Source organism: Massilia yuzhufengensis (genome assembly GCF_900112225.1).
GTDB lineage: Bacteria > Pseudomonadota > Gammaproteobacteria > Burkholderiales > Burkholderiaceae_D > Telluria > Telluria yuzhufengensis.
On record NZ_FOLD01000017.1, the window covers coordinates 27,707 to 43,658 of the forward strand.

11 protein-coding genes and 1 pseudogene are annotated in these 15,952 nt (G+C 66.7%); all 12 read left to right on the forward strand.

Going from position 1 to position 15,952, the window contains the following annotated elements; genetic code table 11:
• The first annotated feature begins 5 nt into the window (after positions 1–5).
• A complete protein-coding gene (locus BM031_RS14695; protein ID WP_091875317.1) occupies positions 6–953 on the forward strand; it encodes a VOC family protein in 948 nt (315 codons plus the stop codon).
• A gap of 9 nt (positions 954–962) precedes the next feature.
• Complete coding sequence (locus BM031_RS14700; RefSeq protein WP_091875318.1) at positions 963–1,331, forward strand: Rieske (2Fe-2S) protein; 369 nt, start codon at positions 963–965, stop codon at positions 1,329–1,331.
• Complete coding sequence (locus BM031_RS14705) at positions 1,324–2,454, forward strand: FAD-dependent oxidoreductase (protein ID WP_091875319.1); 1,131 nt, start codon at positions 1,324–1,326, stop codon at positions 2,452–2,454. The genes BM031_RS14700 and BM031_RS14705 overlap by 8 nt, the downstream gene beginning before the upstream one ends.
• Positions 2,455–2,464: 10 nt before the next feature.
• Positions 2,465–3,277, forward strand: coding sequence for a cyclase family protein (locus BM031_RS14710; protein ID WP_091875320.1), 813 nt, complete (start codon positions 2,465–2,467; stop codon positions 3,275–3,277).
• A 9-nt stretch (positions 3,278–3,286) separates the two neighbouring features.
• A complete protein-coding gene (locus BM031_RS14715) occupies positions 3,287–4,288 on the forward strand; it encodes a fumarylacetoacetate hydrolase family protein (RefSeq protein ID WP_091875321.1) in 1,002 nt (333 codons plus the stop codon).
• Between the two features lie 10 nt (positions 4,289–4,298).
• Positions 4,299–4,616: pseudogene (locus BM031_RS26365) on the forward strand (sulfatase-like hydrolase/transferase); the annotation flags it as partial.
• 101 nt (positions 4,617–4,717) lie between these two features.
• Positions 4,718–5,401, forward strand: a complete 684-nt coding sequence (locus BM031_RS14725; protein WP_218147603.1) for a formylglycine-generating enzyme family protein — start codon at positions 4,718–4,720, stop codon at positions 5,399–5,401.
• A 191-nt stretch (positions 5,402–5,592) separates the two neighbouring features.
• The gene (locus BM031_RS14730) at positions 5,593–7,806 is read left to right on the forward strand and encodes a glycoside hydrolase family 3 protein (protein WP_091875323.1); all 2,214 of its coding nucleotides are present in this window, start codon (positions 5,593–5,595) and stop codon (positions 7,804–7,806) included.
• An 8-nt stretch (positions 7,807–7,814) separates the two neighbouring features.
• Positions 7,815–8,723: a sugar phosphate isomerase/epimerase family protein gene (locus tag BM031_RS14735; RefSeq protein WP_091875324.1), complete on the forward strand. Its 909-nt coding sequence runs from the start codon at positions 7,815–7,817 to the stop codon at positions 8,721–8,723.
• Positions 8,720–11,362: a glycoside hydrolase family 2 TIM barrel-domain containing protein gene (locus BM031_RS14740; RefSeq protein WP_091875325.1), complete on the forward strand. Its 2,643-nt coding sequence runs from the start codon at positions 8,720–8,722 to the stop codon at positions 11,360–11,362. Before BM031_RS14735 ends, BM031_RS14740 begins: the two co-directional genes overlap by 4 nt.
• Positions 11,363–11,590: 228 nt before the next feature.
• Entirely contained in the window at positions 11,591–12,943 is a 1,353-nt protein-coding gene (gene gudD / locus BM031_RS14745) for a glucarate dehydratase (protein WP_091875326.1), read from the forward strand.
• A 57-nt stretch (positions 12,944–13,000) separates the two neighbouring features.
• Complete coding sequence (locus BM031_RS14750) at positions 13,001–15,952, forward strand: TonB-dependent receptor plug domain-containing protein (RefSeq protein ID WP_091875327.1); 2,952 nt, start codon at positions 13,001–13,003, stop codon at positions 15,950–15,952.

The window sequence follows — 15,952 nt, forward strand, 5'->3', positions numbered from 1 at the left end:
CACCCATGAATATCATCGGACCCGACGCACTGCTGTTCGGCGTCGACGACGTCGACGCCTGCACCCAATACCTGACCGACTACGGCCTGAGCCCGGTCGGAGAAGGGCGCTTCGAAGCACTGGATGGCACGGCCATCATCATCGCCCACAAGGACGACGCCGCGCTGCCGCCATCGATGGGCACCGCCAGCATGCTGCGCAAGACCATCTACGGCGTGGCGGACCAGCAGGCCCTGGGCGCCATCGCCGAGGAACTGGGCCGCGACCGCGACGTGAAGCGCCTGCCGGACGGCTCGATCGAAGCGGTCGACGACATGGGCTTCGTGCTCGGCTTCCAGCTCACCGTGCGCCGTCCGCTCACGATGCCGGCCGAAGCGATCAATGCGCCCGGCGCCCCGGCCCAGCGCCCGGCGAATGTGCTGGGCGTCGATGAAAACGCGCCCGCGAAGCCGCGCACGCTGTCGCACGTGGTGTACTTCGTGCCCGATACCGCGAAGGCCGAAGCCTTCTACGTGGAGCGCCTGGGTTTCCGCTGCACCGACCGCCTGGTCGGCGCCGGACCCTTCCTGCAGCCGGCCGGCACTGCGGACCACCACACCCTGTTCATGATCCAGACCCCGCCGTTCATGAAGGGCTGCGAGCACTTCACCTTCCACATGGGCGGACCGACCGAGGTGATGCAGGCCGGCACCCGCTTCGTGGAGAAGGGCTACCAGTCGTTCTGGGGCCCGGGGCGCCACAAGATGGGGTCGAACTGGTTCTGGTACTTCAACAGCCCGCTCGGCTGCCACGTGGAGTACGACGCCGACATGGACATCCACGACGAGGCCTGGGCGGCGCGCGCGATCCCGATGGACGCCGATGCCTCGCAACTATTCCTGTTCGAGCGGCGCGACAAGTGGGCGCCGGGCGGGCCGCCGCCCGGACCGGTGGGCGCCGCCGAGCGCCACTAGGAGCAGTATATGACGGCAACGGCATTCCTGTGCCGCGACGACGCGCTGGCGGAAGGCCAGTCGCGCGGCTTCGATCCCTGGGGCGAGGGACACGACACGGTGCTGCTGGTGCGCCGCGGCGGCAAGGTGTTCGGCTGGGCTGATGCCTGTCCGCACCACGGCGGCACCCCGATGGCCTGGCGCAAGGACGCCTACCTGAACGGTGACCGCAGCCGCATCGTGTGCGCCGCCCATGGCGCCCAATTCGACATCGAAAGCGGTGTCTGCACGCTGGGACCCTGCCTGGGGCAGTCGCTGCAGCCCGTCGAGATCGTCATCACATCGGAACAAGACATTTACATCTGCCGCGAAGGTGGAGGGGACACGGAACATGACTAGCAGCGCAAACAAGGTACTCATCATCGGAGGCGGGTTCTCCGGCATGGCCGCGGCGATCGAACTACGCCGCCAGGGCGTCGAGGTCGACCTGGTCGAGATCGACCCGGGCTGGCGCTCCTACGGCGCCGGGATCAGCCTGGGTGGCGCCACCTTGCGCGCCTTCCGCCGCCTCGGCGTGCTGGACGCCTTCCTGGAACAGGGTGCGGCATCCGACGGCGTCGACATCTTCATCCCGACCGGCGTCAAGGTGGCCAGCCTGCCGACCCCGCGCATCGCCGGGCCGGACGTTCCGGGCAACGCAGGCATCATGCGGCCGGTGCTGGCGCGCATCCTGGCCGAGGCGACCCGGGCCGCCGGCGCCAACGTGCGGCTGGGCTGTACCTTCACCCATATCGAGCAGGACGGCGAGGGCGTCGACGTCAGCTTCAGCGACGGCAGCCAGGGACGTTACGATCTGGTGATCGGCGCCGACGGCCTGTACTCGAAGGTCCGTGAAACCCTGTTCCCGGACGCGCCCAAGCCGCAGTACAGCGGCCAGGGCGTGTGGCGCGCGGTGCTGCCGCGCCCCGCGGAGGTGACCGGCACCATGATGTGGCTGGGCCCCAAGGTCAAGACCGGCCTCAACCCGGTGTCGAACGACGAGATGTACCTGTTCGTGACCGAGGACCGCGCGGAGAACGTCCACATCGCTCCCGCTGAATTCCTGCCCATGCTCAAGGGTTTGCTGGCGCGCTTCCCGGCGCCCTTGATGCAGCAGGTCGCGCAGCAGCTCGACGAACGCTCGCAGATCATCTACCGACCGCTGGAGTCCCTGCTGGTGCCGGCGCCCTGGTATCGCGGCCGCGTGGTGCTGGTGGGCGACACCGTGCACGCCACCACGCCGCACATGGCCTCCGGCGCCTGCATCGGCATCGAGGACGCGATCGTGCTGGCCGAGGAGGTAGGCAAGGGCGGCGCGGTGGTGGACGCACTGGCGCGCTACCAGGAACGCCGCTGGGAGCGCTGCCGCATGGTGGTGCACAATTCCGGCCGCCTGGGCGAGATCGAGATCGCCGGCGGCGACAAGGAAGAACACGGAAAAATCATGCGCGAGACCCTGATGGCCCTCGCCGCCCCGATTTGAGGACGAAAAAATGACCCGCCAATTCATCGACCTGTCGATCTACCTCGAGAACGAGGTGCTGTCCGACCCGCCGCCGCTGGCCCCGAGGATCACATACCAGAAGCACCAGGATACACTGCCGGAATTCATGGCCATGATCCCGGGCACCACGCCCGAGGATTATCCGGACGGCGAAGCCGCCGCCGCCGAGTGGGTCACCATGACCACCCACAGCGGCACCCACCTGGACGCGCCTTACCACTTCCATTCGACGATGGACGCCAAGAACGGCGAAAAGAAGGCCTCGATCACGATCGACGAGGTGCCGCTGGAGTGGTGCTTCCAGCCGGGCGTCAAGCTGGACTTCCGCCACTTCCCGGACGGTTATGTCGCCACCGCCGCGGATGTCGAAGCGGAGCTGAAGCGCATCGGCCATGAACTGCAGCCGCTGGACATCGTGGTGGTGAACACCCGCGCCGGTAGCCGCTACGGCCACAACGACTTCGTGCAGGCCGGCTGCGGCATGGGCTACGAGGCGACCATGTACCTGCTGGAACGCGGCGTGCGCCTGACGGGCACCGACGCCTGGAGCTGGGATGCGCCGTTCTCGTATACCGCGAAGAAGATCGCCGAGACCGGCGACACTTCCCTGATCTGGGAAGGCCACAAGGCCGGCCGCGACATCGGCTACTGCCACCTCGAGAAGCTGCACAACCTGGAAAGCCTGCCGGGCCACGGCTTCTTCATCAGCTGCTTCCCGCACAAGGTGCGCCGCGGCTCGGCCGGCTGGACGCGCGCGGTGGCGATTATCGATGACGCGCTGCAGGCGCTGCCGCGCAAATAAGGAAACAGCATGAAATTTGCCACATACCGCAATGGCGAAGCCGATGGCTGCCTGATGGTGGTTTCGCGTGACCTGAGCCGGGCCGTCGAGGCCTCGGGCCTCGCGCCGAACCTGCTGCAGGCGTTGCAGCGCTGGGACGAGGTCGCTCCCGAACTGCAGCGCCTGTCGGACGCACTGAATGCAGGGCTCAAGCCCCTGGCCCGTCCGTTCGACCCGGCGCGCTGCATGGCGCCGCTGCCCCGCACCTTCCAGTGGTGCGACGCCTCTGCCTTCCTGAACCACGGCCACTTGATGGAGCGCGCCTTCAACACGGCGCCGATTCCGGACTTCGACACCATCCCCGTCATGTACCAGGGCGCCTCGGACGACTTCCTCGGCGCTTGCGAAGCGGTCCCGATGCCGGACGAAGCGCTCGGCATCGACTTCGAGGGCGAGTTTGGCGTCATCACCGGCCCGGTCGCCATGGGCGCCACGCCTGCAGCTGCGCAACAGGCGATTCGCCTGGTGGTGCAGCTGAACGACTGGAGCCTGCGCAGCCTCGGCCCGCGCGAGATGAAGACCGGCTTCGGCTTCCTGCAGGCCAAGCCGTCGACCAGTTTCGCCCCGGTCGCGGTGACGCCGGACGAATTGGGAGAGTACTGGCGCGACGGACGCGTGCACCTGGAGCTGGAAGTCACCTGGAACGAGGCGAGCTTCGGTCATCCGCACGGCGGCGAGATGCATTTCAGTTTCGGCGAGCTGCTGGCCCATGCCGCCCGTACGCGCAAACTGGGCGCCGGCACCATCGTTGGCACCGGTACCGTATCGAATGCCGGCGGTGAGCGGGGATCGGCCTGCATCGCGGAGCGGCGTGTGATCGAGATCATCGCCCAGGGCGCTGCGGCCACCCCGTACATGCGCTTCGGCGACCGGGTCCGCATGGCCGCGCGCCTGCCGTCCGGAGAGACGCCGTTCGGCGCGATCGACCAGCGGGTGGTCGCGTGCCAGGCTGCCGGCACGGCAAATCATTGACGGAGACTCCATGCCCAAGCTCGCTCGCCGCAGGCTGCTGAAGTCGATTGCTCCCGCCCTCGCAGCCACCGTGCTGCCCGCCCGGGCGGTCCAGCAAGGGGCTCGTCGGCCCAACATCGTCTGGCTGGTCAGCGAAGACAACCGCCCCCTGATCGGCGCCTACGGCGACGAGCTGGCGCGCACGCCGGTCATCGACGGACTGGCAGCACAGGGCATCCTTTACCGGAACGTGTACGCCACCTCACCGGTGTGCGCGCCCTCGCGCTTCGGCATCATCACCGGGGTACGGGCGGAGAGCGCCGCACCCGCCAACCACATGCGCGCCGTCGCGCGCTTGCCGGCCACCCTGCGCGCCTTCACCGAATTCCTGCGCAAGCGCGGCTACTACTGTTCGAACAACAGCAATCTGGACTGGCTCCTGAATTGGCGGTGCCGGGTTCGCTGGTCTTCGTTTATCCGGCGCTGCGGCGGGTGCGCGCGCCCGGCCCGCCATGGCAGTGGGTCGCCGGGGCCTGCTGGCGTTATCCTCGTGGCCCGGACAGCGGCATCGAGGCCATCGAAGACCATCCGGTCGTGCAGGTGGCGGTGCCGGACATGGAAGCCTACGCCCGATGGGCGGGCAAGAGCTTGCCGACCGAGGCCGAATGGGAGTTCGCCTGCCGTGGCGGCCTCGATCGCAAGATTTATGCATGGGGCGACAGCTTTCAACCTGGCGGGAGGATCATGGCGAACACCTGGCAGGGCGATTTCCCCGACCAGCAGTTTGCGCTGCATGGCTTCAGCGGCACCTCACCGGTCGGCAGCTTCCCTCCGAACGGGTATGGACTGCTCGACATGATCGGCAATGTCTGGGAGTGGACAGCGGACTGGTTCGCGATGCCGGACACCCGCAACAAATCATGCTGCATTCCCGGCAATCCCACCGGGGGCAGCGAGTCGGGCAGCATCGACCCGCAGGCAGCGGTGGCCGGTCTGCCGAGACGTGTGATCAAGGGCGGCTCGCACCTGTGCGCCCCGAACTACTGCCAGCGCTACCGGCCAGCGGCGCGCGCGGCGCAGGCGATCGACTCGGGAACCAGCCACATCGGCTTTCGCTGCATCATCCGGTCGTGAGCCACAGGTAAGCCGCGGAGGCGGACTCCCTCGGACGGACTATCCGCTTACCCGATTCCACGCATTCGATTTTTCGATTGGACAAATTACAGCGCGAGCGACTAGGATCGCTGCATCTGGAAATGGTACCGCTACCGTGAGGTGGGAGGTCAACGATAACAGGCGGGGCCGACCCTGCCGGAGGAGATTGCATGCACATCATCCGACTGCGCCGCAGCGCCCTTGCGCGTGTGGCGGCGCTCGTCCCACTCGCGGCACTGGGTGCCTGCGCCGCCCCGGGCGCCCTTGATCACGCCGGACAGCCCGTCATCGGCGCGCGCAGCAAGGCAGTCCTGAACATCGATGGCCGCGCGTTCCGCGACGCCAACGGCAATGGCCGGCTCGATCCTTATGAGGACTGGCGCCTGAGCGCCGAACAGCGCGTCGCCGACCTGCTGCCGCGCATGAGTCGCGAACAGAAGGCCGGCATGATGCTGATCGATACCCTGAATGCCGGTTGCGCCGGCGCGCTGGTGGACACCAAGGCCGCCGACTACGTCGGGCAGCAGAAGATGACGCGCTTCATCCTGCGCAACGTGGCGGGACCCAAGCCGGACGCCTGCGACGGCAGCGTCAAGGCCGGCCGCGGCGGCTTCACCGTCACGCCGCGCCAGCTGGCCGAGTTCCACAATGCTGTGCAGGCCATGGCGGAAGCCGAGCCGCTGGGGATTCCCGCGCTGTTCAAGGATAACCAGCGCAACCACTACAACAACGACCCGCGCTTCGGCATTTCCGGCGGCGCCGGCGCCTTCACCGAATTCCCGCGCGAAGCGGGGATCGCGGCCGCCAGCCTGGGCGCCGGCGACATGGCCCCGCTGCGTGCCCTGACCGAGGTGATGGGCGCGGAATTCCGGGCGGTCGGCCTGCGCGGCGTGTACGGCTACATGGCGGATCTCGCCACCGAGCCGCGCTGGTACCGCATCTCGGAAGCCTTTACCGAAAACGCCGACCTCAACGCCAACATCATGCGCGCCCTGGTCGGCGGCCTGCAGGGCGGTCCGCTGAACCCGCGCTCCGCGGTCGCGTTGACGATGAAGCACTTCCCGGGCGGCGGGCCGCAGGAGCAGGGGCTGGACCCGCATTATTCCTTCGGCAAGGGACAAGTCTACCCCGGCGGGAATTTCGCCTACCACCTCAAGCCCTTCAAGGCGGCGATCGACGCCGGGCTGGAAGCGGTGATGCCGTACTACGGCGTGCCCGTCAACGTCACCTACGAAGGTGTCACCTACGACCAGCTCGGCTTCGCCTTCAACCGCCAGATCGTCACCGACCTGCTGCGCGACAAGCTGGGTTTCAAGGGCTACGTCAATTCCGATACCGGCATCATCAACGAGCGCGCCTGGGGACTCGAGGGCAAGTCGGTGCCGGAGCGCGCGGCGACGGCGATCAACGCCGGCGTCGATGTGCTGTCCGGCTTCAACGAGAACAAGGTCATCCTGGACCTGGTCGCTCGCGGGCTGGTCAAGCAGGAGCGGGTCGACGAGGCGGCGCGCCGCCTGCTGCTGGCGCAGTTCCGGCTTGGCCTGTTCGAGAACCCCTACGTCGATGCCGCTGGCGTCGACGGCATCATCGGCAAGGCCGAATACCGCGCCGCCGGCCTGCAGGTGCAGAAGCAGTCGATCGTGCTGCTGCAGAACCGCGAGCAGGGCGCCGCGAAACTGTTGCCGCTGGCGCCGGGCAAGCGTGTTTACACCATGGGGATGGGCAAGGCCGACGTCGAGGCCTACGGCTACAAGGCCACCGACGGCAATTACACGGCGCCGGCCGCACGCCCAAGCGCGGCCGGGCACGACGCGGCGATCATTCGCGTGCAGGTGACCAACCCGATGAAGACCACGCTGGCTTACCGCACCAGGCAGATGGGCGCGGATGCGGGCAAGCTGAACCCGCGCACCGGAAAGACCTGGGGCGCCGAGGATCCTTGCGTCAGCCATCCGGCCCGGAATCCGAAATGCGTCGACGACATGGGCATGCTGTTCGGCGGGCCTTTCCCCTGGGAAGCCGACAAACTCTCGTTCACGACCATGGCGAGCGCCGAGTCCTGGCAGATGTCGCCCTCGCTGGCGGATATCCAGGCCGTGATGCGCGAGATCGGCGCCGAGCGCACCGTGCTCGCAATCTACTTCCGCCAGCCCTATGTGCTGGACCAGGCCAGCGGCTTGCGCAACGCGGGCGCGGTGCTGGCCACCTTCGGGGTCACGGATATCGCCCTGCTGGACGTCGTCAGCGGGAAGTTCAAGCCGCAGGGCAAGCTGCCCTTCGCGCTGGCGAACAAGCTGGAAGCGATCGTCAACAAACAGTCGGATGTGCCGGGCTATCCGGCTGCGGACACCCTGTACCCCTACGGCTTCGGCCTGACTTACTGAAAGCGGCCATGATCGACAGACGACGGTTTCTCGGCGCCCTTGCAGCACCAGTGTTCGCGGGGGCGCTCGCCGCGCCGGTCTTCGCCAGCCCGGCGCAGGCGTTCGGCCTGCAACTCTTCACGCTGTTCGACGTACTTGATATGGACGTACAGGGCACCCTGCGCGAGGTCGCCAGGATCGGCTACCGCGACCTGCAATCCTCGTACAGCAAGCAGGCGGGCATCTACGGCATGAAGCCCAGGGAGTTCGCCGCCATGGTGGGTGAGCTGGGGATGGCCTGGTCTTCCCATCACGTGCCCGGCGAACCGCGCCGGATCGATCCGAACGCCAAGCCCTTCCTTGACGCGAGCGGCAGGCCAAGGGTGTTCGCCAAGGCGCTCAACCTGCGCGACAACCTGCACGAGATCGTCGATGCCATCGCCGACGGCGGGCCGCGCTACCTTGTGTGCGCAGGCGTGCCGACCTCCACGCAGGCCGATGTCGACGCCTCGATCGCGCTCCTGAACCGGGCCGGTGAAGCCTGCCGCAAGGCGGGCCTGATGCTGTCGCTGCACAACCACGAGGCCGAGTTCCGGCCGATGGGCGACTCGACACCCTACGAGATGATCCTGAAACACACCCGGCCCGAGCAGTTGACGATGGAGCTCGACATCGGCTGGGCAGTCAAGGCGGGCGTCGATCCGGTCGCGCTGTTCCGGCGCCATCCCGGCCGCTTCGGCCTCTGGCACGTGAAGGACATCGACGGCCAGCGCGGCTTGCCGGTGCCGCTGGGGCAGGGCGTGATCGATTATGTCCCCATTTTCGCCGCCGCGGGCACGGCCGGGATGCACCACTACTACGTTGAACACGATTTCCCGGCCGACCCGATGGCCAGTATCAGCACCAGCATGCATTACCTGAAACGGATCCTGACATGAATTCCCATCGCTTTTTCCATCGGGTCGCCGCAGTGCTGGCGACCGTCCTGCTGCTCGGTGCGGGTGCACATGCGGCGCCCGCCGCTGGCGGCCGTACCGAATATTCGCTGGTCGAGGGCTGGCGCTTCGCCTTTGGCGAGCAGCACACCGAGCAGTCCGACGCCAGCCAGTGGCAGGCGGTCACGCTGCCGCACACCTGGAACCGGATTGGCGGCCACACGACCAAGGCAGCCGATGCCAACGACACGCGCGGCAAGGGCTGGTACCAGCTGAGCTTCCGTGCCGGTCCGACCGCGGAGAAGCCGCGCCGGACCTGGCTGCAGTTCGACGGCGCCAGCATCGTCAGCGATGTCTGGCTCAACGGCGTGCTGCTGGGCCGCCACGCCGGCGGGGTATCCGCCTTCCGCTTCGACGTCAGCGATGCGCTGCGCCCCGGCGAGAATCTGCTGGTGGTGCGCACCGATAACACGGCGCCGGACACCAAGGGCTCGGTCACTGCCGAAACCCTGCCGATGGGCGGCGACTGGTTCATGTATGGCGGCCTGTATCGCAAGGTTTCCCTGATCACGACGGCGCCCGTGCACGTCGACCTGGGCGACCACGGCGGACCGGGTGTGTATGCCCGCACCGTGTCGCTGGAGCCGGGCCGCGCCCGCGTCGAAGTGGTGGCGAAAGTGCGCAACGATGCCGGCGCCGCGCAGGCGGTCAAGGTCCGCACCTCGCTGGTCGATGCCAAGGGCAAGACCGTAGCCAGCAGCACCCAGCCGCTCGAGATGGCGGCGTCGGTACTGCGCGAAGTGAAGACCAGCCTGGACGTGGCGAAGCCGCGCCTGTGGAACGGCGTCGTCGATCCCTACCTGTACACGGTGCGGGTCGATGTGCTGGCTGGCGCCCGCATCGTCGACACGGTCGCGGAGAACTTCGGCATCCGCACCATGCGCTTCGATCCGGACAAGGGCTTCTTCTTGAACGGGAAGCCCCTGGCGCTGCGCGGCGTGAACCGCCACCAGGAAACCGGGGCGAACGGATGGGCGTCGAGCGTGGCCGAGCTGGAACGCGACTATGCCATCATCAAGGAAATCGGCGCGAACACCATCCGGCTCGCGCACTACCAGCACCCGAAGGAAGGCTATGCGCTGGCGGACCGCATGGGCCTGATCGTCTGGGCCGAAGTGCCCCTTGTGCTGCTGTCGGCGCCGTATGGCGAACCAAACGCCACGCCCGGCTTCATCGCCAACGCCGAACAGCACCTGCGCGAACTGATCCGCCAGAACGTCAACCATCCATCGATCGCGGTCTGGTCGATCGCGAACGAGCCGAACATCGCCAACGTCTGGATGCAGCCCAAGCCGCCCACCGTGCCGCTGCTGGAGCGCCTGGCCGCCTTGTCGCGTGCGGAAGATCCTTCGCGGCCACCGGTACTGGCCAGCTGCTGCGGCACGCTGCCGGGCAGCCTGATGCCGACGACGCCGGGCAAGGGCCTCGATTCGCCGCCCCAGGCCGTGGACGTGTTCGGGGTCAACGTCTATTTCGGCTGGTATTACGCCAACGTGGCGGACCTGAGCGCCTACCTCGACGAAGTGCACGCCTTCTACCCGAAGAAGGCGATCAGCGTGACCGAGTACGGCGCCGGCGGGGCGCTGTCACAGCATACCGACAATCCGCTGGGCGGCCCGATCATCGCCGGTGGACGTCCGCACCCCGAGGGATTCCAGTCCTTCATCCACGAGAAGACCTGGCCGCAACTGCGCGACAAGCCCTACCTCTGGGCCAGCTGGCTGTGGAACATGTTCGACTTCGGCACCGCGATCCGCATGGAGGGCGACCTGGTGGACACCAACGACAAGGGCATCGTCAGTTTTGACCGTTCGGTAAAAAAAGAGTCCTTCTACTTCTACAAGGCGCATTGGAATCCGGAACCGATGATCTACCTGGCCGGCCATCGCTACACGGAGCGCGCCAGCCCGGTCGCCGACGTCAAGGCCTACAGCAACGCTCCGACGGCCCGGCTGTCCGTGAATGGCCGCGACCTGGGCAGCGTGGACTGCGTCGAACGGATCTGCCTGTGGCGCAACGTGGTGCTGGGCAAGGGCGACAACCAGCTCGTCGTCACTGCTTCGCTCAAGGGCAAGGCCTTGCGTGACCGTGCGGTGTGGCGGCGCGCGGATGGCCCGGGTACCTACCGGGTGCTGGCCGGCCAGCTGGGCGTCACGCAGACCAGCGCGGGTCTCTACGGTTCGGACAACTTTTTCAAGGGCGGGGAGGGCAAGCTGCTGAACGAGCCGGTGCGCCGCCCCCCGCCGCCAAAGGTTGTGCAGGGAGCAGCCGACCAGCAGATGTACCTGGGTTACCGGACCGGCCGCTTCAGCTATGAGCTGCCGCTGCCCGATGGCGAGTATGCGCTGACCCTGCGCTTCGTCGAGCCGGTCGACAAGCAGGCTCCAGGCCAGCGGGTATTCGATGTCCTGGTGCAGGGCAGTGTCGCGCTGCCTGACCTGGACATCGCGGCGCTCGCCGGCAGCATGCGGGCACTCGAGCGCAAAGTGCCGCTGCGCGCCAGCGGCGGGAAGGCCCGTATCGAGTTCGTGCCGAAAGCAGGCGCGGCCATCCTTTCCTCATTCAGCATCGATCCCCGCTGACGCATTCCGGGAGCTGTCTACCGCGCTTTCCCTGTCCACAAGAACGCCCGGCGCAGCATCTGCGCCGGGCGTTTTGCTCGGGTACCGGTACCAGCTGATGCACCCCAACAGGGCGCGGACCTATCTGATTCATCAATTCGGTGCATCCGAATTATCGATTAGACGTAGATCATGCGCTAAGACTAGCATCACTTCATCCGGTAATGGTACCGGTACCGAGAGAACCCGATGTCAAATCAACACCCCATTCCCCGCAACGGATCGCCTGTCGTGCACGACATGCGGGTCGTTCCGGTCGCCGGCCGCGACAGCATGCTGCTGAACCTGTCCGGCGCTCACGGCCCTTATTTCACCCGCAACCTGGTGATCCTGACCGACAGCGCCGGCAACACCGGCGTCGGCGAGGTGCCGGGCGGTGAAGCGATCCGCCAGACGCTCGAAGATGCGCGCCCGCTGCTCATCGGCCAGGCGGTGGGCAACTACCATGCGATCCTGAACAGTGCGCGTGCAGCCTTCGCCGGCCGCGACGCGGGCGGACGCGGCAACCAGACCTTCGACCTGCGCGTGGCGATCCATGCGGTGACGGCGCTGGAAGCCGCCTTGCTCGACCTGCTTGGCAAGTTCCTCGACCTGCCGGTGTGCGCACTGCTGGGCGATGGCCAGCAGCGTACGCAGGTGGAGATGCTGGGCTACCTGTTCTATATCGGCGACCGCAAGGCCACCGACTTGCCATACGATAGCGACCCGGAAAACGGCGACGCCTGGATGCGCCTGCGCCACGAACCGGCCATGAGCCCGGAAGCGGTGGTGCGCCTGGCCGAAGCGGCCTACGATCGCTACGGTTTCCGCGATTTCAAGCTCAAGGGTGGCGTGCTGCGCGGCGAAGAAGAAATCGCCGCCGTGACCGCGCTGGCGGAGCGCTTCCCGGAAGCCCGCGTTACGCTCGACCCGAACGGCGGCTGGCGGCTAGAGGACGCGATCCGCCTGTGCCGCGACCAGCACCACGTGCTGGCCTATGCGGAAGACCCCTGCGGCCCCGAGAACGGCTACTCCGGCCGCGAAACCATGGCCGAGTTCCGCCGCGCCACCGGCTTGATGACCGCCACCAACATGATCGCCACCGACTGGCGCGAGCTGAACCACGCGGTGCAGCTGCAGTCGGTCGACATCCCGCTGGCCGACCCGCACTTCTGGACCATGCAGGGTTCGGTGCGCGTGGCCCAGATGTGCAACGAGTGGGGCCTGACCTGGGGTTCGCATTCGAACAACCATTTCGATGTCTCGCTCGCCATGTTCACCCATGTGGCGGCGGCCGCTCCGGGCAAGATCACCGCGATCGACACCCACTGGATCTGGCAGGACGGCCAGTACCTGACCAGCAACCCGCTGCAGATCAGGGACGGCAAGGTCGACGTGCCGGCGGCGCCAGGCCTGGGCGTGGAGCTCGACCTGGAGGCCGTCGAGGCGGCGCACCAGGCCTACCGCAACATGGGCCTGGGCGCGCGCAACGACGCCGTCGCCATGCAATACCTGATCCCGGGGTGGAGCTTCGATCCGAAACGTCCCTGCCTGGTGCGCTGAGACAGCGCACCACCTACTAAAACTATTCAAACAGCAGCGCAATTGGAGGAGTCAACAATGAAGCATCATTCGTCCCGCCCCGCAGTGAAGTGTTCGGTCATCGCCATCCATTCCGCACTGGCAGCGCTCGGCGCGCTTGCCCTCGCCGTCCCGGCACATGCACAGACCGAGGCCAGCGCCGCCGCACCTGTCGAGAACCAGGCCCCGGCCGAAAGCGGAGCGCCCGCAACGGGCCAGGTGCAGTCGGTGGTCGTTTCCGCCTCGCGTATCGACCGTGCCGGCTACTCCGCCCCCACGCCCACGGTGAGCCTCGGCGCCGCGGCCCTGGAGCAGCGCGCCACCGTCAACATCGGCGACATCCTCAACGAGATCCCGTCGTTCCGGGGCAGCCAGACACCTTCGGGCGGCGGGATCGCCAATTCCGGCCAGACCCTGGCCGACCTGCGCGGCCTCGGCGCAACGCGGACCCTCGTCCTGCTCGATCGTCACCGGCTTCCGCAGACCAATAACGGCGCCGGGGTCGACATGAGCATGATTCCGACCGCCCTGATCCGCAACGTCGACGTGGTGACGGGCGGCGCGTCTGCCTCCTACGGTTCCGACGCGGTGTCCGGTGTCGTCAATATCATGCTGAACGACCAGCTGCAAGGCGTGAAGGGCAATGTCCAATACGGCGCGACCCGTTACAACGACATGCGGGACACCTTCGGCAGTCTTGCCTGGGGCGGCAGCTTCGCGGGTGGCAAGGGACATGTCATCGTCGGCGGGGAATACAACAAGAACACCGGCACGGACATTTACAACGACGAGCGCAAGTGGGGCAGGGAGAGCTACATCAACTTCGCGTTTCCAAACCGCCCGGCCGGCGCACCTGCGAACGCGATCGGCGAAAATGGATTGGTGGGCAACGGCACGACCGGCGGTCTGATTCGCACCAACGGTCCTCTGCAGGGACTGGCATTTGTCAAGGGGCCGAACGGCGCCACGACGACTGCGCGATTCACACCTGGCCTGTACGGCAATTTGCTCACGTCGCAGGACATCTTCACCGATGCGGCAAGGGCGGCCAACGAGGCGGCCGGGATCTCGCACCGGTATCCGCTGCAGCTGCGCCCTCAGCTGGAGCGCGCGAACTTTCTGACCAAAGCGACTTACGAGTTCAATGACCGGCTCAGCGCCTACGTCCAGCCCTTGTTCTCGCATACGCGGAGCGGAAATTCCATCATTGCGCGGCGCGATGGCGCCGGCGCCGGGCCGGCACTGCCGATCGCTCGCGACAACGCCTACCTGGTGCAGGCCTTGAGCCCGGCGCAGCTGGCGCTGGTTCCTGCCGGCGGCCTGTCGATCGGCTACCTCGGCAATGACTTCGGTCCGGTACGCAGGGATGTTTCGCACGACACCAGCTATATCTCAACCGGGCTGGAAGGAAAATTCGGCGAAACCTGGGAGTGGGACGTGTCGTACCAGAACGGCCGCGACAAGGCCGATTCGGAGTTCGCGAACAACATGGTCAACGCCAACTTCAGGAACGCGATCGACGCAGTCGTGGTGAACGGCCAGGTGGTCTGCCGCAACGCCGCGGCCCGCGCTGCCGGATGCGAACCGCTGAACATCCTCGGCCAGGCCAGCGGCTCGGCCGGGGCGTACAACTACATCAGGGGTACCGCCACCGGAAAAACCGTGTCGCGCCTCCGTGAATTTTCGGCCAATGTGCAAGGCGAGCCGTTCTCGAACTGGGCCGGCCCGGTCTCGGTGGGCGCCGGTCTCGAACATCGCAAGGAATCGCTCGTGACAACGGTCGATCCGCTGTCGCAATCGAATGGCTGGCTGGCGGGAGCAGGCGCCAGCCTGCAGTCTGCGAGCGTCACTGTCAAGGAAGCGTATGCCGAGACGATCGTGCCTTTGCTGAAGGATGCACCGTTCGCCAGGACACTCGACGTCAACGGCGCGGTACGCCGCACCGACTACAGCAGCTCGGGCATGGTCACTACCTGGAAAGGCGGCGTGTCGTGGGAGCCGACTGCGGACTTCCGCTTGCGCGGTACCCGCTCGCGCGACATTCGTGCGCCCAACCTCGTCGAGCTGTATACGCCGACGGCGCCGAGCTTGCCGTTACCGGCCGATCCGCGTCCAGGCGTTGCGCCGATCACGAACGCAGCCGGCGTCACGGTCGGCGGGAATCCCAACCTGAAGCCGGAGATTGCCAACACCGTCACAGTGGGCGTGGTGTTCCAGCCCACTTACCTGAAGCGCCTGAGCGTCTCGGCGGATTACTACCGGATCGACATCGATGGCGCGATCACCAGCACCGCCACGCAGAACGTGGTGAACAACTGCCTGCCAGGGGGCGTGTACAGCGGGAATGCGTACTGCTCGCTGATCACCTTCGCCAACAACGACGTCAAGAACGGGCAGATCACCGGGATTCGGGGAACGACCGCCAACGTGGCCGAATTCCGTACCCGCGGCCTCGACATGCAGATGTCGTACAGGCAGCCGCTTGGCGAGTTGAACACCGCACTCGCCGGAACGCTGGGGATCAACATCCAGGGCACGCGTGTCTTCGAGTACCGCACCTCGACGGACGTGTCGGCGCTGTACCCTGAGGGGATCAACCGCGCGGGCCAGACGGGAGCAGGTTTCGGCGGCCCTGCCGGCTTGCCGAAATGGATGTGGACGACTGCGCTCGACTACAAATGGAAGCGCCTGTCGGTCAACGGCCAGGTCCGTTTCATCAGCCGCGGTCATCAGAACAACGGCTTCGTGGGCCCTGACGAACCCGGCTACACGCCTGCGGCGGTCAACAGCGTCAACAACAACCAGATCCCGTCCTACACACTCGTGAACGTGGGGGCGAGCTACGACTTCGGCGAAGACGCCGGACGCCGCGAGCTTTACTTCACGGTCAACAACCTGCTGGACCGCGATCCGCCGCCACCGGCCAACCAGAACGCCTACTACGACCTGGCCGGACTGACGCTCAAGGCCGGTGTACGCTTCAGCTTCTAG

Coding starts and splice junctions, on each gene's coding strand:
- BM031_RS14750 (WP_091875327.1), top strand. CDS start 13,001: ATGAAGCATCATTCGTCCCGCCCCGCAGTGAAGTGTTCGGTCATCGCC.
- BM031_RS14740 (WP_091875325.1), top strand. CDS start 8,720: ATGAATTCCCATCGCTTTTTCCATCGGGTCGCCGCAGTGCTGGCGACC.
- BM031_RS14695 (WP_091875317.1), top strand. CDS start 6: ATGAATATCATCGGACCCGACGCACTGCTGTTCGGCGTCGACGACGTC.
- gudD (WP_091875326.1), top strand. CDS start 11,591: ATGTCAAATCAACACCCCATTCCCCGCAACGGATCGCCTGTCGTGCAC.
- BM031_RS14735 (WP_091875324.1), top strand. CDS start 7,815: ATGATCGACAGACGACGGTTTCTCGGCGCCCTTGCAGCACCAGTGTTC.
- BM031_RS14715 (WP_091875321.1), top strand. CDS start 3,287: ATGAAATTTGCCACATACCGCAATGGCGAAGCCGATGGCTGCCTGATG.
- BM031_RS14700 (WP_091875318.1), top strand. CDS start 963: ATGACGGCAACGGCATTCCTGTGCCGCGACGACGCGCTGGCGGAAGGC.
- BM031_RS14710 (WP_091875320.1), top strand. CDS start 2,465: ATGACCCGCCAATTCATCGACCTGTCGATCTACCTCGAGAACGAGGTG.
- BM031_RS14705 (WP_091875319.1), top strand. CDS start 1,324: ATGACTAGCAGCGCAAACAAGGTACTCATCATCGGAGGCGGGTTCTCC.
- BM031_RS14730 (WP_091875323.1), top strand. CDS start 5,593: ATGCACATCATCCGACTGCGCCGCAGCGCCCTTGCGCGTGTGGCGGCG.